We start from the raw sequence: 25,955 nt of genomic DNA, 5'->3' as shown, positions 1-25,955 counted from the left end.
TTATTGCTTTTATAAGGACCGGCCGATGCTTCACCGAGCGATTGCCACCGTGGCCGAGCCGCACAGCTGGCAGGATTATGTCGTACCACAACAGTGGGAGGCGTTTACCGCCGACGATCACGCGGTGTGGGATTTGCTGTTCGTGCGCCAGGTCGATTTGCTCGGCACGCGCGTGGTGACCTCCTTCCTCGATGGGATCGATCTGTTGCGTCTGTCGCGCCCTGGCGTCCCCGACCTCGGCGAATTGAACGCCATCCTGACGCCGCGAACCGCGTGGCGGACGGTGGCGGTGACCGGGCTGGTGCCCGACGACATTTTCTTCGCGATGCTCGCGGCGCGCGTATTCCCGGTCGGAAATTTCATCCGCAAGCGCGCCGAGCTCGACTATCTCGAGGAGCCCGACTGCTTCCACGATCTGTTCGGGCATATCCCGATGCTCGCGGACCATGACTTCGCGGGCATGGCCGAGCACATCGGCCGGTTGGGTGAGGCGGCGATCGCCGCCGGGCAGGGCGAGCGCGCAGCGCGGCTATACTGGCACAGCGTCGAATTCGGGCTGGCGTGCGAGGGCGAGGCGCTCAAGATCCTCGGCGCGGGATTGGCGTCGAGCTTTGGCGAGGCGCATTTCAGCCTGGAGAGCGAAGCGGTCGAACGACTGCCATTCTCGGTCGAGCGGGCGGTCGCCACGGACTACAAGCATGACGCGTTCCAGCCGCGATATCTGGTTTCGCGATCGCTCGAAGCGACGATCGCCGAGGTGATGGCGCTGACGCCCGAGCGGTTGCTAACGATCTAATTCCGTTCGTCCGGGGAACTGGTCTCTCGTCCTCGCAATGACGGACGCGCGCGCTATAGGCCAGGCATGGCCGACCAGCCGACACGCCTGGAATATCATTAAAAGCGACCGTCCAAAGTGTCGGTTCCCCGACTTGTCGCAAATCGCTGTTTTGCGCCCTAGTGAACGGGGCAACCTCAAGCACAAGGTGTTCAAGCGACTCACTGGAAGCGGACGTCGGTAGCCTAACGCCAAAGGCGCCCTCTGGCAGCGCTAGTTGGTAATGCCCCAGTGGCACCGTCGCACCGTCGCAGAACTGTGCCTCTGCGAGGCTGGAACCACGCTCCAGTTCATTGCCGACTGGCAGCGCTTGGGCACGCTGTCTAGCAATGCAGCGAGCTTGCTGTGGCGGGACTCTGGCGCGCTGGTCGCAACAATTTGCCTGGTCGCCGAAGCCTATCAAGTCTCGTGCACGCCGTTGGGACGAGAAAGTGTCGTCGCCGGCGTCGTGCCGTCCGATGACCAAGACCGATGGCGCGTCTGTGGCGGCGTTCACCTGTCCGGCCGCATTGCTAAGCAGTAGCGCATCTAAGCCGGGCGCTGCCTCAAATGTTCGACTGGACTGGCGAGCAAAACGGAGCATTGGTTGCTCATCGCCCGAAGGCGAGAGAAGCCGCTAGCCACTAAGGTTCGGTGGCTTGGGTCAGTGCCGCGGGATGGTCCCGCTGGCGTACAGGGGACCCAGAATGACCACCCAGAAAAAGGCGACCACCAAGGCTGCAATGGTGACCAAGATCCTTTCCCGCGAGAAGGGCGCGACACTGCCCGAGATGAGCAAGGCCACTGGCTGGCAGCCGCATAGCTGCCGCGCATTTCTGACCGGGCTGCGTAAAAAAGGCAGCATACTCAAAGAGCAGCGAAGCGACGGCCAGTTGGCCTACCGGATCGCGCCGGTTGTTGATCACCCAAGCCCGATCGACGCTGAGAGAGCCCAGTGAGTGAACTCGATCGCAAGCTCGCCCAGCTGCCTTCTATGTCCCCTGCCCAGCTTCGCGCCCTTTGGCGTGAATGCTGGCGCAGGCCGGCACCCGAGATCGGCACTGACCTTCTGCGTCGGGGCATCGCCTGGAAGCTTCAGTCCCGCGTGCACGGAGACCTGCCGAATGGCATTGGCAGGACTATCGATTCCTCCGCCGAACGGCTCAGGCGCGGAGAGGAGCTAACTGGTAGGTCACCCTCCCTGAGGGCGGGCTCTCGGCTGGTCCGTGAGTGGCGAGGTAAAACACACCAAGTCATCGTGCTCGACGACGGCTTCGAGCATGAGGGTCGCCGCTACTCGAGCCTCACCCAAATTGCCTCGGCGATCACCGGTGTGCGGTGGTCCGGCCCGGTGTTCTTCGGCGTGAAAAAGCGAGCGCCCGTAAGGCGGCATAGGGCGCAATGACCATGAAGCGCCGTTGTGCAATCTACACCCGCAAGTCGACTGAGGAAGGACTGGAGCAGGCATTTAATAGTCTTGATGCCCAGCGTGAGGCCTGCGCCGCATACATTCTCAGCCAGACCCACGAGGGCTGGGAACTGGTCGACGAGCAGTATGACGATGGCGGGTGGTCCGGCGGCAATATGGAACGGCCCGGGCTTAAACAGCTCCTTGCTGATGTCGCTGCAGGCAAAGTCGATGTGATTGTCGTCTACAAGGTCGATCGGCTGACCCGCAGCCTCGCTGACTTCGCCCGGATCGTCGATACGCTCGACAAGGCCAAGGCCTCATTCGTGAGCGTGACCCAGGCATTCAACACCACCAGCAGCATGGGGCGGCTAACTCTCAACGTCCTGCTGTCCTTCGCCCAGTTTGAGCGTGAGGTTACAAGCGAGCGCATCCGGGACAAATTCGCTGCCTCCAAACGGAAGGGCATCTTCATGGGTGGCCCCATCCCGATTGGATATCGCCTTGAGGACAGGAAGCTCATCATCGATGAGGTGGAAGCTCGTACGGTTCGGATTATCTTCGAGCGTTACACCGCGCTGCGCTCGATTGGCCAGCTGGTCGACGAACTTGCCCTTCGAGGTTTCCAAACAAAAGTCCGTCAAATGAAGAATGGCCGCGTGACCGGCGGTGTGCCCTTCTGCCAGGGTCCGCTGGCAGCCTTGCTCAAGAATCCTCTGTACATCGGCAAGGTAGCGTACGGAGGGGCTCTCCATGAAGGGGAACATGAGGCGATCATCGACGATGCGCTTTGGACCGAAGTTCAGTCGCTCATCGCCAGCAATCGTCACCGCCGCAAGTTCGGCCTAGGCGCTCGTAATCCCAGTTTGCTCACGGGCATGCTCACCGACCCGGACGGTGTCCCGATGACGCCAACGTTCACTACGAAGGGTAGCCAGCGCCATCATTACTACGTCACTCGGCTCAAACCCGGCGAGGACCGCAAGAATGCATGGCGAGTTCCGGCCAGAGAAGTTGATCGAGGTGTGATCGCCGCGCTGAAGAATTGGCTCCGGTCCAGCCGGGGGACTGAGCTCTCCGAAGATGTTCGTGCCATACGAGACCAACTCGCAAATCGCCGTCACCTCGCCACCGCAATATCTGACATGAGCATCGCCGAGCAGCGGCAACTCCTCTTCGACTTCAGAGTGACCGTACAGCTCGGCACCAACCAGCTGTCACTCAGGCTGGGCGATGTCGCCGAAGCAATTGTGATTGAACTGCCAGCGCGCCTTGCGCATCGTGGACCTGAGTTGAAACTGATACTCCTTGAAGGTGTGGATCAGGCCCGCGAGCCCGACCGGGTCCTGATTAAGTTGATGGCACTCGCCAGAGTGGCACAACAGGCTCTCATGAACGATGAGCCGGATCCTCTCATCTCCCACTACAGCAAGCGGCACTTATGGCAGCTGTTGCGCATAAGTTGGCTGGCCCCCGACATCATCACGGCGATCATTGGTGGGACCCAGCCGGCGACTTTGACCGGCCGCCGCTTACTCCGCGCCACGGACATCCCGCTCGACTGGAAATCACAGCGGGCTTACTTCCAATTTGGCTAGACCAAGTCTGCGGCCCGCAACTGCAACCGGTGCCAGCAAATCCGGGGGTAAGAGAAAGTCGCGCCCGTCGCGGCGTTCACGTGAACCAATTTGCTCTCTTGGCGCGACGACAGATCGCATGCCCAGAGCCAAGCTACCGTGATTGCGGGGCTAATTGCCAAAGGCGCCGACCCATAACACTCTGCTGGGGACAGTGAATTATGGGTGGTGCCGCTTACAGGACTCGAACCTGTGACCCCATCATTACGAATGATGTGCTCTACCAGCTGAGCTAAAGCGGCGCGGGCGGGGCGGACGGCCCCGGCAAGCGGCGTCCCCCTAACAGCGCGCCCCGCACGGGGCAAGCTCAGGGCCGCCGAGCGGCCTCAACGGCTGTTCGCAATCGGTTATGCTTAACGCTTTGGTAACGCGCATCCGCCACACCATGCGCGAACCTGGGGGAAATGGGACGGGCATGGACGGCTTTCGCGATCACCCGAGCGACTTCGACCCCGAGTCGGCCGCGCCCAGCGCGGGGGCTAGCGCCGGCGCCGAGCAGGTCGCCGCGGCGATCGGCAGCGACGAGCGGCGGATGCACGTCCGCGCGTATAATTATTGGGTGTCGCTGCTCGACGGCCGCGACTTTCCGTCGATCGAGGATCTCGAGCCTGCAGACCTCGAGGATTTCGCGCCCAACAGCGTGCTGCTCGACTTCACCGCCGGGCGCGACAACCCGGCGACCGCCTACATCGGCACCGCGATCCGCCGCGAGTGCGACCTCGACGACAGCGTCGGCAAGCTCGACGAAGTGCCCAGCCGGTCGCTGCTGTCGCGGCTGACCGACCATTACCTGCAGATCATCGCCAACCGCGCGCCGATCGGCTTCGAGGCCGAGTTCGTCAACCAGCGCGGCGAGCCGATCAGCTATCGCGGGATCATGATGCCGTTCTCGTCCGACGGCGACACCATCGATTTCATCTACGGGGTGATCAATTGGAAGGCGGGCAGCGAGGCGGCGCCCGCGGCGCAGGTCATCGTGCCCGCGCTGGCGCCCGAGCCGGAGCCCGCGGAAGAGCTCGCAATCCAGCCCGACTCCGACCCGATCGCGCTCGAAAATTTTTCCGCATCCCCGGTCACCCCGTTCGAGGACGCGCCGCTGCCCGCCCCGTTCGAGGAAGAGCGCGACGAGGCTTCGCTCGCGCCGGCCGCCGTGCTTGACGATGCCGTGCTCGACGATCTCGACGACGAACTGCTGCTCGACACCGCGGTGACCGACGACGCCGGGCTTGCCGACCGCTTGTCCGCCGCGCGCGAGATCGCCGAGGCGGTCAAGGCCGCCGACGGGCGCAGCCGCGCCGCGCTCTATCGCGCGCTGTCGCTCGCTTATGATTTCGCGGTCGCTTCCAAGGCCGATCCCGACGGCTATGCCGAACTGCTCGAGGATTCGGGGCTCAAGTCCCAGGCCCGCGCGCCGATGACCCCGATCGCCAAGCTGGTGTTCGGGATCGACTACGACAAAGCGCGGCTGACCGAATTCGCTTCGGCGCTGGCCTATGCCGAGCGCCAGCGGGTCGCCGAGGGCGGCTTCCTTGGCCTGGTCGAGAGTCAGCCGGGCGGGCTCAAGGCGCTGGTCGCGGCCGAGCGCCAGGCGCGCCGTCCCGGCCAATCGCCCGACGCCGGCACCGAAGCGGCGCGCGAAAAACTGCGCCGCGCCGCGCCGATCGCCTTGAACGATCTTCCCGCCGACAGCGAATTCGCCTTGGTGCTGGTCCGCCGCACCGTCGACGGCGGCGCCGAGCCGGTGGCGATGGTCGACGATGCCGCGCTGCTCGACCGCGCGATCCGCCGCGCCGCGCGTTAATCGCTCCTTCCGCGCCAACTGATCGGTCCTGACGGGTTGTCCCGGTGACGGCCGCGCGGCTATAGCCCGCGGACATCGCATCACTGGCGGAGCAACCATTCCGATGACGGCCCATTCGCGCCTGGCCAAGCCGCTGGTCGAGGCCCTGCGTTCCGCGCTGACCGCCAATGCCCTGCCGGGGGAGACCGAGGGGCTCGACCGCCGCGGCGAGCTGGAAGCCGCCGAGTTCGTCGCCGAGGCGATGGCGCAGCGCGCGGCGGGCAAGCGCGTGATCCACATCCAGTCGACCGGCGGCGAGGCCGGCAACCGGCGCATGCGGCTGGCGGTGATCAACGACGACATGCCGTTCCTGGTCGACAGCGTGGCCGGGGCGATCGCCGCCAAGGGGCTCGCCATCCATCGCCTGCTCCACCCGATCGTCCTCGCCACCCGCGACGGCGACGGCACGCTCAAGGAGATCGGCCGCGGCAAGCCCGAGTCGGTGATTTACATCGAACTCGACCGCGCCGACGCGCGCGGCCGCCAGGACCTGGTGCGCGAGGTCGAGCGCGTGCTCGACGATGTCCGCGCCGCGGTCGCCGACTGGCGCGAGATGCTCGCGCAGATGAAGGCCGACGCCGAGCTGCTCGACCGCAGCGATCGCGAAGCGGCGGCGCTGCTGCGCTGGCTGGCGGACAATAATTTTACACTGCTGGGCCACGCCGACGTCGACAAAGCGGGCAAGATCGGCAGCCCGCTGGGCATTTTGCGCAACGACATCGCCTTGTGGAACGAGGAAGCCGCGCGCGCCGCGATCGACCATTTGTCGCACGAATCGCGCAACGTGCTGATCCTCAAGGCCGACCGCATTTCGCCGGTCCACCGCCGCGTCCCGCTCGACGTAGTGATGGTCAAGCGCGCCGATGGCCGGCTGTCGGTCCACACCGGGTTGTGGACCAGCTCGGCGCTGCGCACCGCCGCCGAGCTGGTGCCGGTGCTGCGCGAGCGGCTGGCCAAGCTCGACAAGGAGCTCGGCTTCGCGCCGTCGAGCCATGGCGGGAAAGCGCTCGCGCACGCCATTTCGACGCTGCCCCACGACCTGCTGATCTCGTTCAACGAATCCGAAGTGCGCACCGCGGCGATGACGGCGATGAGCCTCGCCGACCGCCCGCGGCCGCGGCTGCTGCTGCTGCCCGGCGCGCTCCACCGTCATCTTTACGCATTCGTATGGCTGCCGCGCGAGGAGCTGACCACCGCGCGGCGCAAGGCGATCGCGACGATGCTGGCGAGCGAGCTCGAGAGCGAGATCACCAGCTGGTCGGTCGAGTTGGGCGAAGGCGAATTGGCGCTGCTCCGCTTCACTTTGCCGACCGACCCCAAGGCGCCCGCGCCCGACGCCGCCGGGCTCGACGAGGCACTGGTCGACATGGTGCGCGGCTGGGTGCCGGCGGTCGAGCACGAGCTGATCGCGATGGCCGGGGCGTCGCGCGCGACGCGGCTGTCGCTGACCTATCTGCCGGCGATGCCCGACGGCTACCGCGCCCGCACCAGCGCCGAGGAAGGCGCCGCCGACATCTGCGCGCTGGCCGATTTGAACGACGATTGCGACCGCGGGGTGCGCCTGTTCCGCTTCCCCGGCGACGCGCCGGGCCATTTGCATTTGAAGACCTATCGCCGCGGCGGTCTGATCCCGTTGTCGGAAGCGGTCCCGGTGCTGGAAAATTTCGGCTTCCGCGTGCTCGAGGAAATGCCGACCGCGCTGGGCGACGGCAATTTGGGCTACATCCACGACTTCCGCCTCGAACTGCCGCCCGAGGCCGATGTCGAGGCGATTTTGGCGCGCGGCGATATGATCGAGCGCGCCATCGCCTGCGTGCTGAGCGGCGCATCGGAGGACGACGAGTTCAACCAATTGGTGCTGTTCGCCGGGCTCGATACCAAGCCGGTGGTGTGGCTGCGCGCGTGGTTCCGCTACATCCGCCAGACCGGCAGCAGCTTCGGGCTGGTGACGGTGGTCGACGCGCTGCGGCGCGCGCCGCAAGCCACCGCGGCGCTGGTCGCCCTGTTCATCGCCGCGCACGACCCCGCCGCGGCGCGCGGCCGCGATGCGTCAGTCGCCCGCCTGCGCGAGGAATTCGACGACGCGCTGGCGCGGGTCCGCTCGATCGACGACGACCGCATCCTGCGCCGCCTGCGCGCTTTGGTCGAGGCGATCCTGCGCACCAACGCGTTCGCCCCGGCGGCGAGCGAGGCGGTCGCGTTCAAGCTCAATTCGGCGATGGTGCCCAATTTGCCGCGGCCGGTGCCGTGGCGCGAGATCTGGGTCTATTCCCCACGCGTCGAAGGCATTCACTTGCGCGGCGGGCCGGTCGCGCGCGGGGGCCTGCGCTGGTCCGACCGGCGCGATGATTTCCGCACCGAAATCCTCGGACTGATGAAGGCGCAGCTGGTCAAGAACGCGGTGATCGTTCCGACCGGCGCCAAGGGCGGTTTCTATCCCAAGCAATTGCCGCCCGCCGCCAACCGCGACGCGTGGCTGGCCGAGGGCACCGAGAGCTACCGCATCTTCATTCGCGCACTGCTGTCGGTCACCGACAATTTGGTCAACGACAAGGTGGTGCACCCCGACAGCGTGGTCGTGCACGATGTCGACGACCCGTATTTCGTGGTCGCCGCGGACAAGGGCACCGCGAGCTTCTCCGACATCGCCAACGCGATCGCGCTCGAGCGCAATTTCTGGCTCGGCGACGCGTTCGCCAGCGGCGGCTCCAACGGCTACGACCACAAGGCGATGGGGATCACCGCCAAGGGCGCGTGGATCTCGGTCCAGCGCCACTTCCTCGAGATGGGCGTGGACGTGCAGACCGACCCGGTGCTGGTCGCGGGCTGCGGCGACATGTCGGGCGACGTGTTCGGCAATGGCATGCTGCTGTCGAAGTCGATCAAATTGGTCGCCGCGTTCGACCACCGCCATATTTTCATCGACCCCGACCCCGATCCCAAGGCCAGCTGGGCCGAGCGCAAGCGGCTGTTCGAATTGCCGCGCTCGAGCTGGGACGATTACGACCGCGCCAAAATGTCCAAGGGCGGGGGGATTTTCCCGCGCACGCAGAAAGCGATCGAGCTGTCGAAGGCTGCACAAGCCGCGCTCGGCATCGCCGCCGCCAGCGTCGACCCCGCGACACTGATCAACGCGATCCTCAAGAGCCCGGTCGACCTGATCTGGTTCGGCGGGATTGGGACCTATGTGAAGGCCTCGACGCAAAGCCATGCCGACGTCGGCGACCCGGCCAACGACGCGCTGCGCGCCGATGCCGCGGAGCTGCGCGCCAAGGTCATCGGCGAGGGCGCCAACCTCGGCATCACCCAGGCCGGGCGGATCGAATTCTCCGAGGAAGGCGGACGGATCAACACCGACTTCATCGACAACTCGGCCGGGGTCGACTGTTCGGACAAGGAAGTGAACATCAAGATCCCGCTCAACCGCGAAATGCGCGAGGGGCGGCTGAGCGAGGCCAAGCGCAACGCGCTGCTGGCGCGGATGACCGAGGACGTGTCGGAGATCGTGCTCGAGGACAATCGCCTGCAGAGCCTGGCGCTGTCGATCGCCGAAAGCGGCGGCGCGCAGTCGCTGCCGGGCCAGGTGCGGACGATCGAATTGCTCGAGATCGCCGGGCGCATCGACCGCAAGGTCGAAGGCCTGCTCGGCAGCGAGGAATTGCTGCGCCGCGGGCAGGACGGCCACGGCATGACGCGGCCCGAGCTGGCGGTGGTGCTGTCGATGTCCAAGCTGGCGCTGCAGGACGCCGCCGAGCCGCTCGAGCTGGCCGACGACCCATTGGTGGAGGACGAATTGTTCGAGGCTTTTCCCAAAGCCATGCGCAAGCCCCACGCGCGCGCCATCCGCGCCCACCGCCTGCGCCACGAGATCCTCGCCACGCGGGTCGCCAACCGCATCGTCAACCGCTTGGGCCCGAGCGTCGCGCTCGACTTGACCGAGGAGGAAGGCGCCTCGCTCGGCCAGGTCATCACCGCGTTCCTCGTCGCCGAGCATTTGCTCGGCCTGCAAACGCTGTGGGAGGAGATCGAGACCGCGGCGGTGCCCGAGGCGGTGCGCATCGAATTGTTCACCATCGCGGCGACCAGCGTGCGCTCGCACCTGTCAGACATTTTGCGCGCGTCGGGGGGCGAGACCAAGGTCAGCAAATTGGTCAAATTGTTCGCGCCCGGCGTGCGCACGATCGGCGTGGCGGCGGCCAAATTGATCCGCGCCGAGGTGCGCAACGAAGCCGCCGCGCGGCGCGACCGCTTGCTCTCGCTCGGCGCCAGCGAGGAGATCGTGCGCGGGCTGCTGCGGCTGTACGAGCTCGACGGGGTGTTCGGGGTCGCCGCTCTCGCCGCTCGCCGCGGGGTCGACGAGCTCAAGCTGACCCGCGCCTACACCACGCTGGGCGAGGCGCTCGGGCTCGACTGGGCGCAGCAGCAGGTCGCGCGGTTCGTGCCCAAGGACCAGTGGGAGCGGCTGCTGACCGCCGGGCTGGCGCGCGATTTCGAGCAGTTGCGCATCGAGTTCCTGGCGCGCGGGCGGGGCAAGGAGCCCGACGCCGCGGTTGAGCAATGGATCGCCGGGCAGAGCGCACGCATCGAGCAGTTCCGCAAGCTGGTCGCGCGCGCGCGCACCGAAGGCAATGCCACCGCGCCGATGCTGGCGCAGATCGCCAACCAGGCGCGGATCCTGCTGGCACGTTGACGCGGTTCCTGATCCTGGTCCCCGCGCCGGAATATCCGGAGGCGTGGGGGTGGTCGTACGACGCGACCGCGGCGGCGCTGGTCGCGGCGGGGGCGGAGATCGAGACGCGGCCGTGGACCGAGCACGGCGGCATTACGCAATTCGACCTCGTCCTGCCGCTGCTGGTGTGGGGCTATAACCGCCGCTACGCCGAGTGGCTGGCGCTGCTCGACCGCATGGAGGCCGAGCGCTGGCCGGTGATCAACCCGCCCGCGGTGCTGCGCTGGAATAGCGACAAGATCTATCTCAATGAGCTCGAGGCGGCGGGGGTGCCGACCGTCGCGACGCGGGTCGCGGAAGCGCTCGGCGAGGGCGATCTGGCCGCCGCGCGCGCGGCGTTCGGCTGCGACATATTGGTGATCAAGCCGCCGGTGTCGGCCGCCGCCGACGGGACCTTCAAGCTGGCGCCGGGCGAGGCGATCCCGGACAGCGTGCGCGGGCAGCGGATGCTGATCCAACCGTGGCTGGCGGCAGTCGCGAGCGATGGCGAATATTCGCTGATCTTCTTCGCCGGCGCCTACAGCCACGCGGTGGTCAAGCGGCCCAGGCCCGGCGACTTCCGCGTCCAGCCGCACCTCGGCGGGAGCGAAGTGAAATGCTTGCCACCGCCGGGCTCAAAGGAACTGGCGCGCGCCGCGCTCGCCGCCGCGCCGGCGGTGCCGGCCTATGCCCGGGTCGACATGCTGGCCGACGATTCCGGGGCACTGCGGATTATCGAACTCGAACTGATCGAGCCGTCACTGTGGATCGAGCATGCGCCGGACCAAGGCGCGGCGTTTGCCGCCGCGATCATGGCGGCCGTCGGCGCCTGATCCGCGATGCGCACGCGCCAAAGCGTCTGCGCCAGGAAAGCGCGTTTCACATCGCGGCAAGAGGCGGCGGCGATCGCCGAGCGCTCAGCTGTCCCGCTCCGCCCCTACCGCTGCGACCGCTGCCGGCACTTCCATCTGACCAGCCGCACCAAAGGCAAGCGCATTCCGCGCCCGGCGAAGTAGCGTCAGATACGGAAGATGCGCGTCACTTTGTGGCTGTCGCGGCTGATCTGGTAGATCCGCGCGCCATCCGACCGGTAATAGACGTGTTCACTGTCGCGGTAGCGGTCCTGGTGCTGGTACGGGACGCCGAACATATCTGACGGAGCCGCACGCTGGCCGACACGCAGCGCGCCGCTCTGAAGGTCCGAGCCGGGCACGGCGGCCGCCCCCAAGCCTTGGCGGTCGTCTTCCCAGAATCCGTTGCGGTTGAAGTCCCGGTCATCCACACCATCGCGGTTCGCGTCGATCGGCGCGTTGGGCTCCGGCCGCAGGACATAGTCGTCGTCGGCGTCCCAATCCGCGAATCGGCCATTCGCGCCATTATCCGCCCGTTGAATCCGGGCTCGAACGGCGCGTACCTGCCGCTGCAGGAAGACCCGGTCGCTGATCGACAAATCACCCAGGGCCGAAAGGTCGCCGATAAGCTCCAAGCGCTTGCCGATCGCCCGCGCCTCGGCGGGATCGATGGAGCCACGGCGTTCGCCGTCCGTCAGGCGCAGGTGGAGGTGGTGAATGCTGGTCGACAGCGGGTCCGTCGCGCTGCCGCCGTCATCCGCTTCAACCGGAGCGTAGGCTTGCTGCGCCTGGCCCGGGACGGCCAGCACAGCCGCGGCGATTGCCGCCAGCGCGATATCAAGCGTGCTCATTTTCATATGCCCACCTGCTCATTGGTCATGCTGCCTTGCCGAGACGCGAAAGCGCCCGCCCCACCAGGGGCGAGGCAAGCGCCTCGAATGGCGTCAACCCTCGACGCGGACGCCTTCCTTGGGCCAGTCCTTGTCGACATCGACGCCGCGCTCGGCCCACTCGGCGCGGGTCCAGCATTTGACCTCCTCCAGGCGGCTGCCGAGGATCGCTTCGATATACATGCAATATCTGGTGTCCGGCGTGCCTTCGGGCGCGGTCGCGGGCGGATTGTCGGTAGCGGCGGCGGGGGCGGCGAGGAGCGCGATCAGCGCGAGTGCCAAATGCTTGTAGGCCATGTCGGTCTCCTTGAGTGAAAACGCTGGCGTGATTGCTTTACCGACTTTCGCGCGCGGACGCGAGCAGCCATTGGCGCAGGGCCGAGGTCAAATTGGGAACGCGCGAGGCCTCCAGCCGCGCGGCGTCGATTTCGGCGATCAGGGCGTTGACCGGCAGGTTGCGCGCCGCCGCGGCGTGCTCCAGCGCGGCCCAGAACGCGGGCTCGAGACTGATCGAGGTTTCATGCCCGGCGATGGTCACCGAACGCTTGATAGGGGTTCCGAAAGCGGGCGCCTCGTCCGTCATCAATACATGTGCTGCCCGCCGTTGATTGACAGCGTCGAGCCAGTGATGAACCCGCCGTTCTCGTCGACCAGGAAGGCGACCCCGCGCGCGATCTCGCTGGCCTGGCCCAAGCGGTTGACGGGGATCTTGGCGACGATCTTGGCGAGCACTTCGGGCGGCACCGCGGCGACCATGTCGGTGTCGATATAGCCCGGCGCGATGGCGTTGACGGTGACGTTGGCGCGCGCGCCTTCCTGCGCCAGCGCTTTGGTGAAGCCGTGGATGCCCGACTTGGCGGCGGCGTAATTGACTTGGCCGTATTGGCCGGCTTGGCCGTTGATCGAGCCGATGTTGACGATGCGGCCGTATTTGCGCTCCTGCATCCCCTCGAACACCGCTTTGGCCATGTTGAAGCAGCCGCCCAAATTGGTGTCGATGACGTCCTGCCACTTGGCGTGATCCATGCGCTTCATGGTGGTGTCGCGGGTGATGCCGGCGTTGTTGACGAGGACATCGACCGGGCCGAGCGCCGATTCGACTTCACGCACGCCGGACTGGCACGCGTCGAAGTCGGACACGTCCCATTTGAACGCGCGGATTCCGGTGCGCTCGGTGAATTGTTTCGCGCGCTCGTCGTTGCCGGCGTAATTGGCCGCGACCTCCATTCCCATGTCCTTCAAGGCGACGCTGATCGCTTCGCCGATGCCGCGCGTTCCGCCGGTGACGATCGCCACTCGAGCCATGTTGCAGTCTCCCATCCTGATTGCTTGGGGAGCGCTTAGGTCGGCGGCAGCCAGCCTGCAAGTTCGCGGCGCATGATGCACTGCAGCATAGCCGTGCCTTCGGCGCTGTCGTTGAGGCAATCGAGGCGCACGAAATGGGTGCCGCCCGCGGCGACAAATGTGTCGCGCCCGCGCAGCCCGAGCTCCTCCAATGTTTCGAGGCAATCGGCGGAAAAACCGGGCGCGGCGATGGCGATCCTTTTGACACCTTGCGCTGGGTATGCGGCGAGGGTTGTGTCAGTTGCCGGCTCGAGCCATTTGGCGCGCCCAAAGCGCGACTGGAACGCGGTGTCGACCGGCAACGATAGTTGGTCGGAGAGCAGGCGCGCGGTCTTGCGGCAATGGCAGTGGTACGGGTCGCCGAGAATGAGCGTGCGCTGGGGCATGCCGTGGAACGACAGCAGCAGGCGATCGGGGGTGAAATCGAGCGCCGCGAGCTGGCGCTCGATGCTGGCCTTGAGCGCGTCGATGTAGAGCGGGTCGTCGTGGTACGGCGGCAGCGTGCGCAGCGCGGGTTGCCAGCGCATCGCGGCCAGTGCGGCGAACACCGCGTCGTTGGCGCTGGCGGTCGTTGCCGCGCAATATTGCGGGTAGAGCGCGGCGGCGAGGATGCGCTCGCAGCCAGCGGTTTTCATGCGCTCGATCGCGGCGCTCACCCCGGGGTTGCCGTAGCGCATCGCCCACTCGACCAGCACGGAGTCGCCAAGGTCGCGTTGCAGCGCGGCGGCCTGGCGCGCGGTGATCGCGGCGAGCGGCGAGCCGTCCTCGGTCCACACCTGCTGGTAGGCATGCGCGGATTTTTTGGGGCGGGTGTTGAGGATGATGCCGCGCAGGATCGGCTGCCAGGCGATGGGCGGGATTTCGATCACGCGGCGGTCGCTCAAAAACTCGGCGAGGTAGCGGCGGACGGCGGATGCGGTCGGCGCGTCAGGCGTGCCGAGGTTGATCAGCAGCAGGCCGATGCGGCCGTGGGCGACGGCGGGGTGGTCAGGGGGGCGGTCCATATCAGGCGCTCATAGGGTCGAGCGGCAGCTCACGCATCCTTTTCCCGGTGGCGGCGGCGATCGCGTTGGCGAGCGCGGGGGCGAGCACCGGGACGGCGAGCCCGCTGACCCCGCCAGGCGCGGCGGACGAGGTAACCAGGCGGACATGGAATTGCGGCATGCCGGCGAGGCGCGGCAGGGCTTGCGGACGCGCTCTCGCAATGCCGCCGGCGATGGTCGGCGCGGGGGCGAGCGCGAGGCCGAGGGCCCAGATCAGCCCGCCTTCGATCTGCTGGCGGACCAGCGAGGGGTTGATCACCCGCCCGCAATCGACGGTGGCGACCAGGCGGCGGACTTCGATCTGCTGGGAGGGGCCGAGGCCGGCGTCGGCGAGCAAGGCGATGTGCGAGCCGTAGGCCGAGGCGGCGGCGAGGCCGAGCGTGCTGCCCGGCCCGCCGCCGTCCCATCCGCCGGCCGCTGCCGCCGACTGCAGGCAGCGGGCGAGGCGCGGTTGGCCGCTGAGCATCGCCATACGGAAGCCGAACGGGTCGGCATTGGCGGCGCGCGCGAGCTCGTCGACGAAGCTTTCGGAGGCGAAGGTGAGGAAGCGCTCGGGGTCGCCGCGCAGGTAGCCGGTGGCGAACGGGAGATCGGCGGCGACGGTGTCGATCGCGACATTGGGAATGGCGTAGGGCGGGACGGCGCCGCGCAGTTCCGACTTGTCGTCGGTGCCAGACAGGCGCGCGAAAGCGGCGGCGAGGCCGTTGGCGCCGGCGACGCGCATTTTCCACGCCGCGACTCCGCCGCCTTCACCGGGCATTGCGCTCATCTGGCCCGCGGCGGGCGGGCCGAGGCGGTCGTGGTTGTGGTTGGTGGTCGTGGATAGGGTGAGCTGGACCGGGCGGCCGAGTTTCTTGGCGACGGCGATCGCGACCGGCACCGCATTGGCCTCGAGCGCGCCGCCGCCCGAGTCGCCGACCGGCATCGGGTAGATGGTGACGTGGGCGGCGCCCGACGCGCGCTCGGCGCTGGCGCGGAGCAGGTCGGGGGCCAAGGTGGCGGCCCACACTTCGAGGCGATCGCCAGTCCACCGCGCCGCGGCGCCGGCCGCCTCCAGCGCGAGATGCGCGGCGGGGGCGGCGCGGTAGGTTGCTTCGAGCGGCGGCTTGCCGTCGACCGCTGACCCGTAATCGCCGCGCTCGAACCACGCCTCGCCGCCGTCGCCGTCGAGCGCGGCGTCGAGCAACGCATCCCACGGGTCGCCGGCGGGGCCGGTGAAACGGGCGTTGGCAATCTTCAGCGCGCGCTCGGCGGCCCAGCCGGTATCGGCGGCGACCGCCAACCAGCGAGCGTCGGCGATCACCGCGCGCACGCCGGGCACGCCTTCAGCCCCGGCGCGCGAGAAACCGGTCAGGCGGCCGCCCAATGGCGCCAGCCGCGCTGCCGCGAACAGCATGCTCGGCAGCCGCACGTCGCCGGCGAAGCGCAGGCTGCCGTCACTCTTGGCGGGGAGGTCGAGGCGCTCGAGCGGGCGGCCGGCGAGACGGCCACTGCCGGGCGCGCGCAGCCGGATCGCGCGTGGCTCGAGCCCGGCGGCTTCCTCGGCCAACTCGCCGAAGCCGAGGCGCCGCGCGCCGGCGACGACGAAGCCGTCGGCGGTGTCGCATTCGCCCTCGTCGATATTCCAACGCTCGGCGGCGGCGGCGATCAATTGCCCGCGCGCGGCGGCGCCGGCCTCGCGGAGCGGGCGCTCGAACGCGCGCACCGAGGTCGAGCCGGCGGTGATCCGCAACAGCGCCGTTTTGCCGCGCCAGCCTTGGTCGGCGGCGAGCGCGTTGGCATAGCGCGGCGACAGCGGCGCGGGCTCCACCGCGACTGTCTCCCACGCCGCGCCCAATTCGTCGGCGAGGATTTGGGGCAGCGCGGTCCACGCCCCCTGCCCGGTTTCGGCCTGCGGCACGGCGACGGTGACCCGGCCGTCGCGGCCGATCTTGAGGAAATGATCGAACGCCTGCTCGTCCGCGCCCGCGCGCAGCGGCGACACTTGTGCGCGCGGCCACAGCGCGAAGGCGACGATCAGCCCGATCCCGGCGCCGCCGCCGATCAACAATGTGCGGCGGTCGACGGCAGGCATGGTCAAGCGAGCTGCTGCGCTTTCAGGGCGACGCGGTCGATCTTGCCGGTGCCGAGGCGCGGCAGGGGCGAGCGGGCAAACACGAAGCGCGCGGGGATCTTGAACGCGGCGAGTCGCGGCTCGAGGAATTTGCGCAGCTCGGCCTCGGTCAGCTTGCTGTCCTCGGCGAGGTGGATGATCGCCACCGGGACTTCGCCGAGGCGCTCGTCGGGCACGCCGAACACCGCCGCCTCGGCGACATCGGGGCAGGCGTAGCACGCGGCCTCGACCTCGGCGCTGGCGATATTCTCGCCACCGCGGATGATGATGTCCTTCTTGCGATCGACGATGAACAGGTAGCCGTCCTCGTCGAGGTAACCGATGTCGCCGGTGCGGAGGTACCCGTCGGCGGTGAAGGCGGCGGCGGTGGCTTGCGGGTTGCGCCAATAGCATTTGATATTGGCGGCCGAGCGGATGGCGATTTCGCCGCGCTCGCCGGGAGGTAGCAGACGGTCGCCGTCGCCGAGGATGGCGAGCTCGACAAACGGCGGCTGGGCGCGGCCGGTGGATTCGGGCTTGGCCGAATAATTGCCCCAGAAATTGCTGCACCCGACGGCGTTGGTTTCGGTCAGGCCATAGCCGAGCGCCGGTTGGGCGAACGGAAACGTTTCCTTGAGTCGCGCGACGTGGGCAACCGGGCGCGGCGCGCCGCCGGCGGTGATGTCGGTCAGCGAGGACAAATCGTAGGCGCCGCGATCGGGATGGTTCATCAATTCGAGGCTCATCGTCGGCACCCCGACGAAATAGGTGATTTTTTCCTTTTCGATCAGCCGCAGCGCCTCGGTCGCGTCCCACTTGGGCATCAGCACCATGGCGCGGCCGACGACGAAGCTGTTGAGCATCACCGGCACCTCGCCGGTAACGTGGAACAAGGGCACGCTGAGCAGCGTGCGCGGCTGGGCGGTCGGCGCGCGGCCCTCGCTGGTGAGGATACCGAGCAGGGTCATCAGCCCGGTGGCATAGGCGTAGACGCCGGTGGTCACCGCGCGATGGGTCGACAAGGCGCCCTTCGATTCGCCGGTCGAGCCCGAGGTGAACAGGATCGTGGCATCGTCCTCGGCGGCAATCTCGGGCAGCGTCGCGCCCTCCCCCGCGGCGCCCTCGAGCAAGGGCGCCAGCGCCTGCTCTGCGAACAAGTCGACCGCCAGCGATACCAGCTCGAACCCGTCGCGCCCGCATGCCGCAATGCGCGCCGCGCGCGGGGCGTCGGCGATGATCAGCTTTGGCTCGGTCAGGGCCAGCGCATGCTCGAGCTCGGCCGCCTGCCACCAGCCGTTGAGCAGAGTGGCGATCGCGCCGGCCTTGACCGCGGCCATGTAGCAAATCACCCACGCCGGGCAGTTGCGCATGGCGATGGCGACGCGGTCGCCCTTGGCCACGCCGCGCGCGACGAGGGCGTGGGCGACCCGCTCCGACCAGGCGTCGAGATCGGCGAAGCTCAGCCGCTCCTTGCCCGAGACCAGGGCCTCGGTCGCGCCATGCGCCGCGCAGAAGGTGCGGAACAGCAGCGGCAGGGTCGGCGGCAGGTTGGTGGCGATGGCGCGGCCGTCGCCGTCCTGGCCGATCACCAGCCGCCCGCCCGTTCCGATCACCTGCGCGAACACCGCATCGAACTTGCGGTCGAGATCGCTCTGCATCAACGCGCCCTTTTGCCCTTTGCTGCGGGTCACCTTATGAGGCGGTGAACTCCAAGGGGGAAGTCCTTGCCGACCGACATTTTTGCGTCCGCCGCGATTGCCTGGACCGACCTTCATCTGTCGCCGGTGGCGCTCGACCTCGGCTTCTTCCAGCTGCGCTGGTACAGCCTCGCCTACCTCGCCGGGATTTTCGTCGGCTACTGGTATCTGCTCACGCTGCTCAAGGAGCCCGGCGCGCCGATGGCCCGCCGCCACGCCGACGACCTGGTATTCTACGCCGCGCTGGGGATCATCCTCGGCGGGCGCATCGGCTATGTATTGTTCTACAATTTGCCGTTCTACCTCGAGAACCCCCTCGACATCTTGAAGCTGTGGGATGGCGGCATGTCCTTCCACGGGGGAGTGGTCGGGACCACGCTCGGCATTCTCTATCTTGCGCGCAAGGAGGGACTGCCGTGGCTGCGGGTGCATGACTATGTCGCGTGCTGCGTGCCGTTCGGATTGTTGTTCGGCCGCCTCGCCAATTTCGTGAACCATGAGTTGTGGGGCGCGCCGACGACGGTGCCGTGGGCGGTTCGCTTTCCCGAGGCGATCGGCGGGGTGACCATGCTCGGGCCGCCGCGCCATCCGACGCAGATCTACGAGGCGGTGCTTGAGGGGCTGGTGCTGTTCGCGATCCTCGCCGCGATGTTCTGGAAGAGCGACGCGCGTTACCAGCCGGGCAAGCTGGTCGGCGCGTTCATCCTGTTCTACGGGCTGTTCCGCTTCGCCATCGAGTTCGTCCGCGAGCCCGATGCGCAATTGGCCGGATTCGCCGCGCAGAGCGGGCTGCACATGGGGCAGTGGCTGTCGCTGCCGATGATCATCGGCGGGGCGTACCTCATGGCCACCGCCAAGCGTCGCCGGGTGCGGGTCGAGCCGACGCTCGGGTCGGCCAGCGTCGCCTGAAGATTCCCCTCCCGCCTGCGGGAGGGGTTAGGGGAGGGCCTGTGATGGCGTCCGCGACAGTCCCTCCCCCAGCCCCTCCCGCGAGCGGGAGGGGAGGATTTGCCGAGCAGCTTCGCGCTCGAATCTCGTTCGAAGGCGGGATCACCGTCGAGCGCTACATGGCGCTGTGCAACGCGCATTATTACGCGACCCGCGATCCGCTCGGGGCGGCGGGCGACTTCACCACCGCACCCGAGATCAGCCAGATGTTCGGCGAGCTGGTGGGGGCGGCGCTGGCTGACTGCTGGCTCCGCGCGGGGGCGCCGGGGGACGCGGTGTTCGTGGAGCTTGGGCCGGGGCTCGGGACGCTCGCCGCCGATGCGCTGCGGGTGCTGCGCGGGGCGGGATTTGCGGGCCAAGTGCATCTGGTCGAGACCAGCCCGCGGCTGCGCGCCGAGCAGGCCGAACGGGTGCCCGATGCGGTGTGGCACGATGCTGTCGAGTCGCTGCCGCGAGTGCCACTGCTGCTGGTCGCCAACGAATTCCTTGACGCGCTGCCGGTGCGGCAGTGGGTCGGCGCCGAGGAGCGGATGATTGTGCTCGAAGGCGAGCGGCTGGCGTTCAGCGCCGAGGGTGAGGTGCGCGAGGATTCGCCGGCGCGCGATGCGGTCGTGGCCGAAATCGCGGCGCTTCTGGTGGCGCATGGCGGGGCGGCATTGATGATCGATTATGGCCACGCCGCGAGCGCGCCGGGCGACACGCTGCAGGCGGTGCGGCGGCACCAATTCGCCGACGTGCTCGATGCGCCGGGCGAGCAGGATCTGACTGCCCATGTCGATTTCGCGGCTGTGGCGTGCGCCGCGATCGGCGCCGGGGCGGCGGTAACCGCGCTCAGCACCCAAGGCGCGTGGCTCGGGCGGCTCGGGATTGCAGCACGGGCGGCGGCGCTGGCCGCGGCCAACCCCGAGCGCGCCGACGAAATTGCTGCGGCGCGCGCGCGGCTGTGCGATGACGATGCGATGGGCGAGTTGTTCAAGGTCGTCGCGATCCAGGCGCCGGGCTGGCCCGCGCCAGCCGGGCTGGCGGCATGAGCGTGACCTATCGCGACGCGGTGCCGGGCGACGCCCCTGCCCTCGAGGCGCTGTTCCGCGACACTTTCGTCGCCACGTTCGGGCATCTCTACGGAGCGGAGGATCTCGCCACCTTCCTCGCTGGACATGGCGAGGAGAAGTGGCGCGAGGAGCTTGGCGATGCGGCCGTGGCCGTGCGCATGGCGGAGGACGATGGCGCGGCGGCGGGCTACCTCAAGCTGACGCCGCTGCGCTCGCCGGCCAATACCGAGGCCGCGGCCGCCGAGATCGGCCAGTTGTATGTCGCCGCGCGGTGGCATGGCAGCGGGGTAGCGGCGGCGCTGATGGAATGGGCGCTGGGCGAGGCGCGGCGGCGCGGGGCGCGCGAGCTGTATTTGTCGGTGTTCATCGACAATCACCGCGCGCGGCGGTTCTACCAGCGCTATGGGTTCACCGTGCACGGGCCAAATGTCTTCATGGTCGGCAACCAGGCCGACGAGGACGTCCTGATGAAGCTCGAGCTGTGAGCGTCGAGGTGATCCACGCGCCGGCGCTGGGGGCGGTCGCTCATGGCTTTCTCGGGCGGGGCGGCGGGGTCTCCACGGGTGCGCTGGCCGGGCTCAATGTGGGATATGGCAGCAGCGACGATCGCGATGCGATCGCCGAGAACAGGCGCCGCGCGGTCGACGCGGTCCTTCCCGGCGGCGAGCTGACCACCGTCCACCAGGTCCATTCCGCGCTGTGCGTCGAGGCACGTCAGGCGTGGCCGCACGACGCCCGGCCGCATGCCGATGCGATGGTCACCGCGACCCCCGGCCTGCTGCTCGGCATCCTCACCGCCGATTGCGCGCCGGTGCTGTTCGCCGACCGGCGCGGCGAGGTGATTGGCGCGGCCCATGCCGGGTGGCGGGGAGCGCTGGCCGGAGTCACCGACGCGACGATCGCGGCGATGGAATCGCTCGGCGCGCGGCGCGAGCATGTCGCCGCAGCGGTCGGGCCGTGCATTGCGCGCGATTCATATGAGGTGGACGAGACGTTTCGCACCCGCTTCCTCGACGAGGACGGCGACAATGCGCGGTTCTTCACGCTCGGCCCCGCGGGCAAGCCGCACTTCGACTTGCCCGGCTATGTCGCGCATCGGCTGGTCGCGGCGGGGGTCGGCACCGTCGCCACGCTGGGGCTCGATACCTATGCCGACGCCGCGCGCTTTTTCAGCTACCGCCGCGCGACCCATTCCGGGGAGTTCGATTACGGCCGCCAGCTCAGCGTGATCGGGATTTCCGCGCGCGCTTGACGGGGCTGCCTGCGCAACCTAGCGGCTGGTCCCGGCTGGGACTAAGGGGGCTTCGAACAGGAGACCAACTTGCCCAGCGATCATGACAGCGGCGAACCGACCCAGCAGCGCTCGCCCAAGCCGTCGCCGACCACCATCGGCAATCACCGCATGAAACCTTCGACCCTGATGATGGGCCACGGCTTCGACCCGGTGCTCAGCGAAGGCTCGCTCAAGCCGCCGATCTTCCTCACCTCGACCTTCGTGTTCGAGAAAGCGGAGGACGGCAAACGCTTCTTCGAGGGCATCACCGGGCGCCGCTCGGGGACCGGCGACGGGCTGGTCTACTCGCGCTTCAACAACCCCACCCAGGAAATCCTCGAGGACCGGCTGGCGGTGTGGGAGGACGCCGAGGAAGCGCTCGCTTTCTCCAGCGGGATGACCGCGATTACAACCTTGCTGCTGACCTTCGTCGGCGCCGGCGACGTAGTCGTCCATTCGGGCCCGCTGTATGCCGCGACCGAGACCATCCTCAACAAGATCCTGGCGCGGTTCGCGGTCAAATATATCGACTTCCCCGCCGGCGCGACGCGCGAGGAGCTCGACGCGGTACTGGCCAAGGCCAAGGGCATGGGCCGGGTCGCGCTGATCTATCTCGAAAGCCCGGCTAACCCGACCAACGCGCTGGTCGATGTCGAGGCGGTTCACGCCGCGCGCGCCGCTGCCTTCGGCGGCGAGGAATTGCCGCCGATCGCCATCGACAACACTTTCCTGGGGCCGCTGTGGGCGCGCCCGCTCGACCAGGGCGCCGACATCTCGGTCTACAGCCTGACCAAATATGCCGGCGGCCATTCGGACCTCGTCGCCGGCGGGCTGACCGGTTCCAAGGGGCTGCTCGACAAGGTGCGGGCAATCCGCAACACGATGGGCGGGATCTGCGACCCCAACACCGCGTGGATGCTGCTGAGGAGCCTCGAGACGCTTGAATTGCGCATGACGCGGGCCGGCGAGAACGCCGCCAAGGTGTGCGCATTTTTACGCGAGCATCCCAAGGTCGAGACCGTCGGCTATCTGGGCTTCCTCGAGGCCGAATCGCGCCAGGCCGACATCTACGCCCGCCATTGCCTCGGCGCCGGGTCGACCTTTTCGCTCTACTTGAAGGGCGGCGAGAAGGAGGCGTTCGCGTTCCTCGACGCGCTCAAAATCGCCAAGCTCGCGGTCAGCCTCGGCGGCACCGAGACGCTCGCCAGCGCGCCCGCCGCGATGACCCATCTGTCGGTCCCCGACGAGCGCAAGGCGGCGCTCGGCATCAGCGACAATCTGGTGCGCATCTCGATCGGGGTGGAGGATGCCGACGATCTGATCGCCGACTTCGCCAACGCGCTCAACGCGGTTTAGCCCTTCCCCACCGGGGGAGGGTTTAGCCCCAGTCCTCGACCGCCCAGCCGCGCGCCTTGGCGAGGCGGGCGAGGCGGGCGTGGGGGTTCACCGCGACCGGCTCGTCGGCCCATTCGAAGGCCGGCTGGTCCGAAGCGTGGTCGGAATAGAAGCGGACGTGGCCGTGCTTGCCGGTGAGGCCCGATTTTTCGACCCACTCGGCGATCATCCGCAGTTTCGCCTCGCCATAGGCGTTCTCGCCGAGGATGCGCGAGCGGACGCGCTCGTCGAGCCCGATCACCGAGCCGGTGCCGATCACGTCGTCGAAGCCGAGGCGCTCGGCGATGGCGTCGGCGTAAAGACGGTAGGACGCGGTCGCGAGCACCAGCCGCCGCCCCTGTGCCTTGTCGCGCGCGACCGCTTTCAGCGCGCCGGGGCGGATGTTGCCGGCGATCGTCGCGTCGGCGAAGCTGTCGACCAACGGTTTCAGGTCCTTGGGGTGAATCCAGCGGCCGAGCAGCAACCGATGGTTGATTTCCTTCAAGCGCCCGCGGTCGATGATTTTGGCGACGTAGGCGAGCATCGAGGCGGCGACGACCGGCAGCAGCAGCAGCCGCCACGGTGCACGGCGCAGCGCGCAATGGAGCAGGAACGGGGTGTAGGTGGCATGGCGCGTCAGGGTGCGGTCCATGTCGTAAACGGCGAGGTCGCTCATGCCCGGCCCGCGATAATCGCTTCGACCAATATATGGTCGGCGGGCTTGTCGACGTCGACCGCGGCGAGGCCGTCGCTCAGCGCGACGGCGTGGATCGCGACATGGAGCTTGAGGCTGACGCGGTGAAGAGTTTCGGCGAGCGTGCGCAGGCGCAGCGCGGCGCCGAGGAACAGCGAAGGCCCGAGGCTCCACAGCAGCGCCAGCGCCTTCTTGCGGTCCTGCTCGACCGCGCGCCATTGCTCGAGCGCGGGAGCGACGCTGGGGCTGCGCAGAATGAACAGGTTCGCCCCGCTGTAGGCGCCGCCGCGGAATTTTATCCAGGTGCGCTGCGATTGGGGCAGGCGCTTTTGAAGCGTCGCGCGTTCGACCACGCCGATCGCAACATCGGCGCCGCCCGCATGGGCACAGAATTCGGCGATCATCGCCGGGCTCAGCAAGGCATGGTCGGCGGTGGTGATCAGCAACGGCCAGGCGGTTGCGGGGTCGGCGCAAATCGCCCGCACTGTCTCGGCGATGGTCCCGCGCGACGGCGCCACGGTCAGCCGCGGGTCAGCGGGCAGCACCGCGGCGATGCGCTCGGGCTGCTGGGCGAGGACGCGCACCGCGGCGATCTCGGGCGCTGCCAGCAAGGCGCGCACCGGGCGCACCACCATCGGCTCGCCGGCGACCGGGATCAGCGCCTTCAAATCAGTGCCCATGCTGGCGGCGAACGCGTCCGGCCCGGGGCGCGACCCGGCCAGTACCAGCGCGGTCCAGCGAGTCACGCGATCCACGATTCCACCGTCCCGCCGCGCTCGGCACGGGCGTTGGCCTGGGCGAGGCGGACGGCGTGGAAGATCAGCGACAGCACGGTCCACAATGCAACCAGCTCGAACCCGACGTCGGGCCGGCCGATCAGCATCGCGGCGACCAGGATCGCCATGTTGGGGTTGCGCCGCGCGGTGACTAGGCGGAACTGGCTGTCGATCCGCTGCCAGACGTGGATGTGCATGCCGAAGCGGCGGATGAACACCCCCTCGATGACGCGCTGGGCGATGTAACCGCCGACGATCGCGGCCAGCAGCATGGCCGCGTAGACCGGCTCGAGCGGAGTGCCGTAGGCGGCCAGCCCGTGCGCCCACGCCCACCACCAGAATGGCGGGTGGACGAGGTCGATGCCGTGATCGAGGAAGTTGCCGAGCGGCGACGAGGTGCCGGTGCACCGCGCGAGCTTGCCGTCGACGGTGTCGAGCACCATGAACGCGAAGCCGGCGGCGATGCCCGACCAGTAATAGCCGTTCCAGAACAGGATGAAGGCGAGCAGGCAGAGCAAGGCGCCGACCGCGGTGACGGTGTTGGGGTCGATCCCGGCGCGCGCCGCCCAGCGCGTCAGATGGAACGCCGGGCGCCGCCACAGATACAGCGTCAGCGCATCGGTCACGCCCTTGTAGGCAGCGTCGTAGGCGGCGCGCTCGACCGGTTCGGGGTTGGCCGGGTCGAGCGGGAGCACGAACGGGCGGTCGCGCTTGCGCAGCTCGGCGTTGCTCAGCTCGATATTCTCGGCGGCGAGGCGGTCGAGGCCGGCGAATGGCTCGGCGCGGCCCGCGGCCATCGCGGCGGCCCCATCGGCGACCGCGAACCCGCCCGGCAGATGGGCCAGTACGGGCTGGCCGGCGAGCGTCAGCAAGGTTCCTGGGCGGCGCACGATCTCCTTGAGCCACGCCGGATCCCAGGCATAGCCGTCGCTGGCGATCACCGCGGCGCGGCCATCCTCCGGCGCGGGGGCACATTCGAGCCCGATCCGCGCCGCGATGCGGCAGGCGCGGGTCCCGGCGTCGATGCCGAACAGCCGCGCCGGGCTCGATCCGACGGTGACGAACAAGGGCGGGCGCTGGGTCGGCATGGCGGCCCGAGCATAAGACCGACGAGTTGGGCAAGAAAGTGGCGGGCGGCCGTGCTCTTGCCGCGCCTGTTAATTTCGCGCAGTCTCCCGCGCACATGACTGCTTCAGCAACGGATGCGCCTGGCGGGGGGGATAACGCCAACTACCGCTGCGTAGGGGCGATGACGATTACCCGCGCCGGAACCACCGCGCGCGAGCTCGAGGCTGCGCCCGACCCGCTGGTGATCGACTTAAGCGGCGTCGACAAGATGGACACCGTCGGGGCGTGGCTGATCTACCGCACGGTCCGCGACCGCCAGGCCAAGGTGGTCGGCGCCAGCAAGCAGGTCGAGGGCCTGCTCGATCAGGTCGCCGAGAACGACAAGCCGGCCAAGGTACGGCCGGAGGAAAAAGGCGGGGTCGTCCGCGTCGTCGGCGAGCTTGGCG

23 protein-coding genes and 1 tRNA gene are annotated in these 25,955 nt (G+C 68.1%); 13 read left to right on the top strand and 11 right to left on the bottom strand.

Annotation, left to right across the window (positions count from 1 at the left end; genetic code table 11):
• Positions 1 to 25 precede the first annotated feature (25 nt).
• The 4 genes from RMP08_RS11060 (at position 26) to RMP08_RS11045 (ending at position 3,820) form a co-directional block, all read left to right on the top strand.
• A complete protein-coding gene (locus RMP08_RS11060; protein ID WP_310469055.1) occupies positions 26 to 796 on the top strand; it encodes a phenylalanine 4-monooxygenase in 771 nt (256 codons plus the stop codon).
• Positions 797 to 1,521: 725 nt separating this feature from the next.
• On the top strand, positions 1,522 to 1,773 hold the full coding sequence (locus RMP08_RS11055) for a DUF3489 domain-containing protein (protein ID WP_310469054.1): 252 nt from the start codon (positions 1,522 to 1,524) through the stop codon (positions 1,771 to 1,773).
• A complete protein-coding gene (locus RMP08_RS11050) occupies positions 1,770 to 2,219 on the top strand; it encodes a DUF2924 domain-containing protein (protein WP_310469053.1) in 450 nt (149 codons plus the stop codon). The genes RMP08_RS11055 and RMP08_RS11050 overlap by 4 nt, the downstream gene beginning before the upstream one ends.
• A complete protein-coding gene (locus RMP08_RS11045) occupies positions 2,216 to 3,820 on the top strand; it encodes a recombinase family protein (RefSeq protein WP_310469052.1) in 1,605 nt (534 codons plus the stop codon). Before RMP08_RS11050 ends, RMP08_RS11045 begins: the two co-directional genes overlap by 4 nt.
• A gap of 205 nt (positions 3,821 to 4,025) precedes the next feature.
• On the opposite strand, the gene RMP08_RS11040 is transcribed toward RMP08_RS11045, so the two are convergent.
• Positions 4,026 to 4,101 (bottom strand) — tRNA-Thr (locus RMP08_RS11040).
• Between the two features lie 173 nt (positions 4,102 to 4,274).
• Here RMP08_RS11040 and RMP08_RS11035 point away from each other — a divergent pair.
• From RMP08_RS11035 to RMP08_RS11025, 3 genes are all read left to right on the top strand, one after another.
• Positions 4,275 to 5,660 carry a hypothetical protein gene (locus RMP08_RS11035; RefSeq protein ID WP_310469051.1) on the top strand — a complete coding sequence of 462 codons (1,386 nt, stop codon included), beginning with the start codon at positions 4,275 to 4,277 and terminating at the stop codon, positions 5,658 to 5,660.
• A gap of 103 nt (positions 5,661 to 5,763) precedes the next feature.
• Positions 5,764 to 10,389: an NAD-glutamate dehydrogenase domain-containing protein gene (locus tag RMP08_RS11030; protein ID WP_310469050.1), complete on the top strand. Its 4,626-nt coding sequence runs from the start codon at positions 5,764 to 5,766 to the stop codon at positions 10,387 to 10,389.
• Positions 10,386 to 11,240 carry a hypothetical protein gene (locus RMP08_RS11025; protein ID WP_310469049.1) on the top strand — a complete coding sequence of 285 codons (855 nt, stop codon included), beginning with the start codon at positions 10,386 to 10,388 and terminating at the stop codon, positions 11,238 to 11,240. Before RMP08_RS11030 ends, RMP08_RS11025 begins: the two co-directional genes overlap by 4 nt.
• 185 nt (positions 11,241 to 11,425) lie before the next feature.
• On the opposite strand, the gene RMP08_RS11020 is transcribed toward RMP08_RS11025, so the two are convergent.
• From RMP08_RS11020 to RMP08_RS10990, 7 genes are all read right to left on the bottom strand, one after another.
• On the bottom strand, positions 11,426 to 12,115 hold the full coding sequence (locus RMP08_RS11020; RefSeq protein WP_310469048.1) for a hypothetical protein: 690 nt from the start codon (positions 12,113 to 12,115) through the stop codon (positions 11,426 to 11,428).
• An 87-nt stretch (positions 12,116 to 12,202) separates the two neighbouring features.
• Positions 12,203 to 12,445 (bottom strand): hypothetical protein, encoded by a 243-nt coding sequence (locus RMP08_RS11015; protein ID WP_310469047.1) that lies wholly within the window; start codon positions 12,443 to 12,445, stop codon positions 12,203 to 12,205.
• A 37-nt stretch (positions 12,446 to 12,482) separates the two neighbouring features.
• Positions 12,483 to 12,731 (bottom strand): ribbon-helix-helix domain-containing protein, encoded by a 249-nt coding sequence (locus RMP08_RS11010; RefSeq protein ID WP_310469046.1) that lies wholly within the window; start codon positions 12,729 to 12,731, stop codon positions 12,483 to 12,485.
• Positions 12,731 to 13,453, bottom strand: coding sequence for an acetoacetyl-CoA reductase (gene phbB, locus RMP08_RS11005; protein WP_310469045.1), 723 nt, complete (start codon positions 13,451 to 13,453; stop codon positions 12,731 to 12,733). Before phbB ends, RMP08_RS11010 begins: the two co-directional genes overlap by 1 nt.
• A 35-nt stretch (positions 13,454 to 13,488) precedes the next feature.
• Positions 13,489 to 14,496, bottom strand: a complete 1,008-nt coding sequence (gene hemH, locus RMP08_RS11000) for a ferrochelatase (RefSeq protein WP_310469044.1) — start codon at positions 14,494 to 14,496, stop codon at positions 13,489 to 13,491.
• Between the two features lies 1 nt (position 14,497).
• The gene (locus tag RMP08_RS10995) at positions 14,498 to 16,609 is read right to left on the bottom strand and encodes a molybdopterin cofactor-binding domain-containing protein (protein ID WP_310469067.1); all 2,112 of its coding nucleotides are present in this window, start codon (positions 16,607 to 16,609) and stop codon (positions 14,498 to 14,500) included.
• Positions 16,610 to 16,611: 2 nt separating this feature from the next.
• The gene (locus RMP08_RS10990; RefSeq protein ID WP_409049793.1) at positions 16,612 to 18,285 is read right to left on the bottom strand and encodes a class I adenylate-forming enzyme family protein; all 1,674 of its coding nucleotides are present in this window, start codon (positions 18,283 to 18,285) and stop codon (positions 16,612 to 16,614) included.
• 66 nt (positions 18,286 to 18,351) lie between these two features.
• On the opposite strand from RMP08_RS10990, the gene lgt reads away from it, so the two are divergent.
• From lgt to RMP08_RS10965, 5 genes are all read left to right on the top strand, one after another.
• Positions 18,352 to 19,233 (top strand): prolipoprotein diacylglyceryl transferase, encoded by an 882-nt coding sequence (lgt, locus tag RMP08_RS10985; RefSeq protein ID WP_310469042.1) that lies wholly within the window; start codon positions 18,352 to 18,354, stop codon positions 19,231 to 19,233.
• 44 nt (positions 19,234 to 19,277) lie between these two features.
• Positions 19,278 to 20,303 (top strand): SAM-dependent methyltransferase, encoded by a 1,026-nt coding sequence (locus RMP08_RS10980; protein WP_310469041.1) that lies wholly within the window; start codon positions 19,278 to 19,280, stop codon positions 20,301 to 20,303.
• Positions 20,300 to 20,809, top strand: coding sequence for a GNAT family N-acetyltransferase (locus tag RMP08_RS10975; RefSeq protein ID WP_310469040.1), 510 nt, complete (start codon positions 20,300 to 20,302; stop codon positions 20,807 to 20,809). The genes RMP08_RS10980 and RMP08_RS10975 overlap by 4 nt, the downstream gene beginning before the upstream one ends.
• Positions 20,806 to 21,576, top strand: a complete 771-nt coding sequence (gene pgeF, locus RMP08_RS10970) for a peptidoglycan editing factor PgeF (protein ID WP_310469039.1) — start codon at positions 20,806 to 20,808, stop codon at positions 21,574 to 21,576. The genes RMP08_RS10975 and pgeF overlap by 4 nt, the downstream gene beginning before the upstream one ends.
• 69 nt (positions 21,577 to 21,645) lie before the next feature.
• Complete coding sequence (locus RMP08_RS10965; RefSeq protein ID WP_310469038.1) at positions 21,646 to 22,953, top strand: cystathionine gamma-synthase family protein; 1,308 nt, start codon at positions 21,646 to 21,648, stop codon at positions 22,951 to 22,953.
• Positions 22,954 to 22,975: 22 nt separating this feature from the next.
• On the opposite strand, the gene RMP08_RS10960 is transcribed toward RMP08_RS10965, so the two are convergent.
• From RMP08_RS10960 to RMP08_RS10950, 3 genes are read right to left on the bottom strand one after another with little or no spacing between them, the layout of a single operon-like run.
• Positions 22,976 to 23,647, bottom strand: coding sequence for an HAD-IB family hydrolase (locus RMP08_RS10960; RefSeq protein WP_310469037.1), 672 nt, complete (start codon positions 23,645 to 23,647; stop codon positions 22,976 to 22,978).
• On the bottom strand, positions 23,644 to 24,420 hold the full coding sequence (locus tag RMP08_RS10955; RefSeq protein WP_310469036.1) for a nucleotidyltransferase family protein: 777 nt from the start codon (positions 24,418 to 24,420) through the stop codon (positions 23,644 to 23,646). Before RMP08_RS10955 ends, RMP08_RS10960 begins: the two co-directional genes overlap by 4 nt.
• The gene (locus RMP08_RS10950; RefSeq protein WP_310469035.1) at positions 24,408 to 25,529 is read right to left on the bottom strand and encodes a CDP-alcohol phosphatidyltransferase family protein; all 1,122 of its coding nucleotides are present in this window, start codon (positions 25,527 to 25,529) and stop codon (positions 24,408 to 24,410) included. The genes RMP08_RS10955 and RMP08_RS10950 overlap by 13 nt, the downstream gene beginning before the upstream one ends.
• Before the next feature lie 161 nt (positions 25,530 to 25,690).
• On the opposite strand from RMP08_RS10950, the gene RMP08_RS10945 reads away from it, so the two are divergent.
• Positions 25,691 to 25,955: STAS domain-containing protein (locus RMP08_RS10945; RefSeq protein ID WP_409049792.1), on the top strand; the 265-nt coding region annotated here is incomplete at its 3' end.

The organism is Sphingomonas sp., assembly GCF_031426035.1.
Classification (GTDB): Bacteria; Pseudomonadota; Alphaproteobacteria; order Sphingomonadales; family Sphingomonadaceae; genus Sphingomicrobium.
Note: the sequence above shows the minus strand (reverse complement) of the source record. Positions and strands in the feature narration are given on the sequence as shown.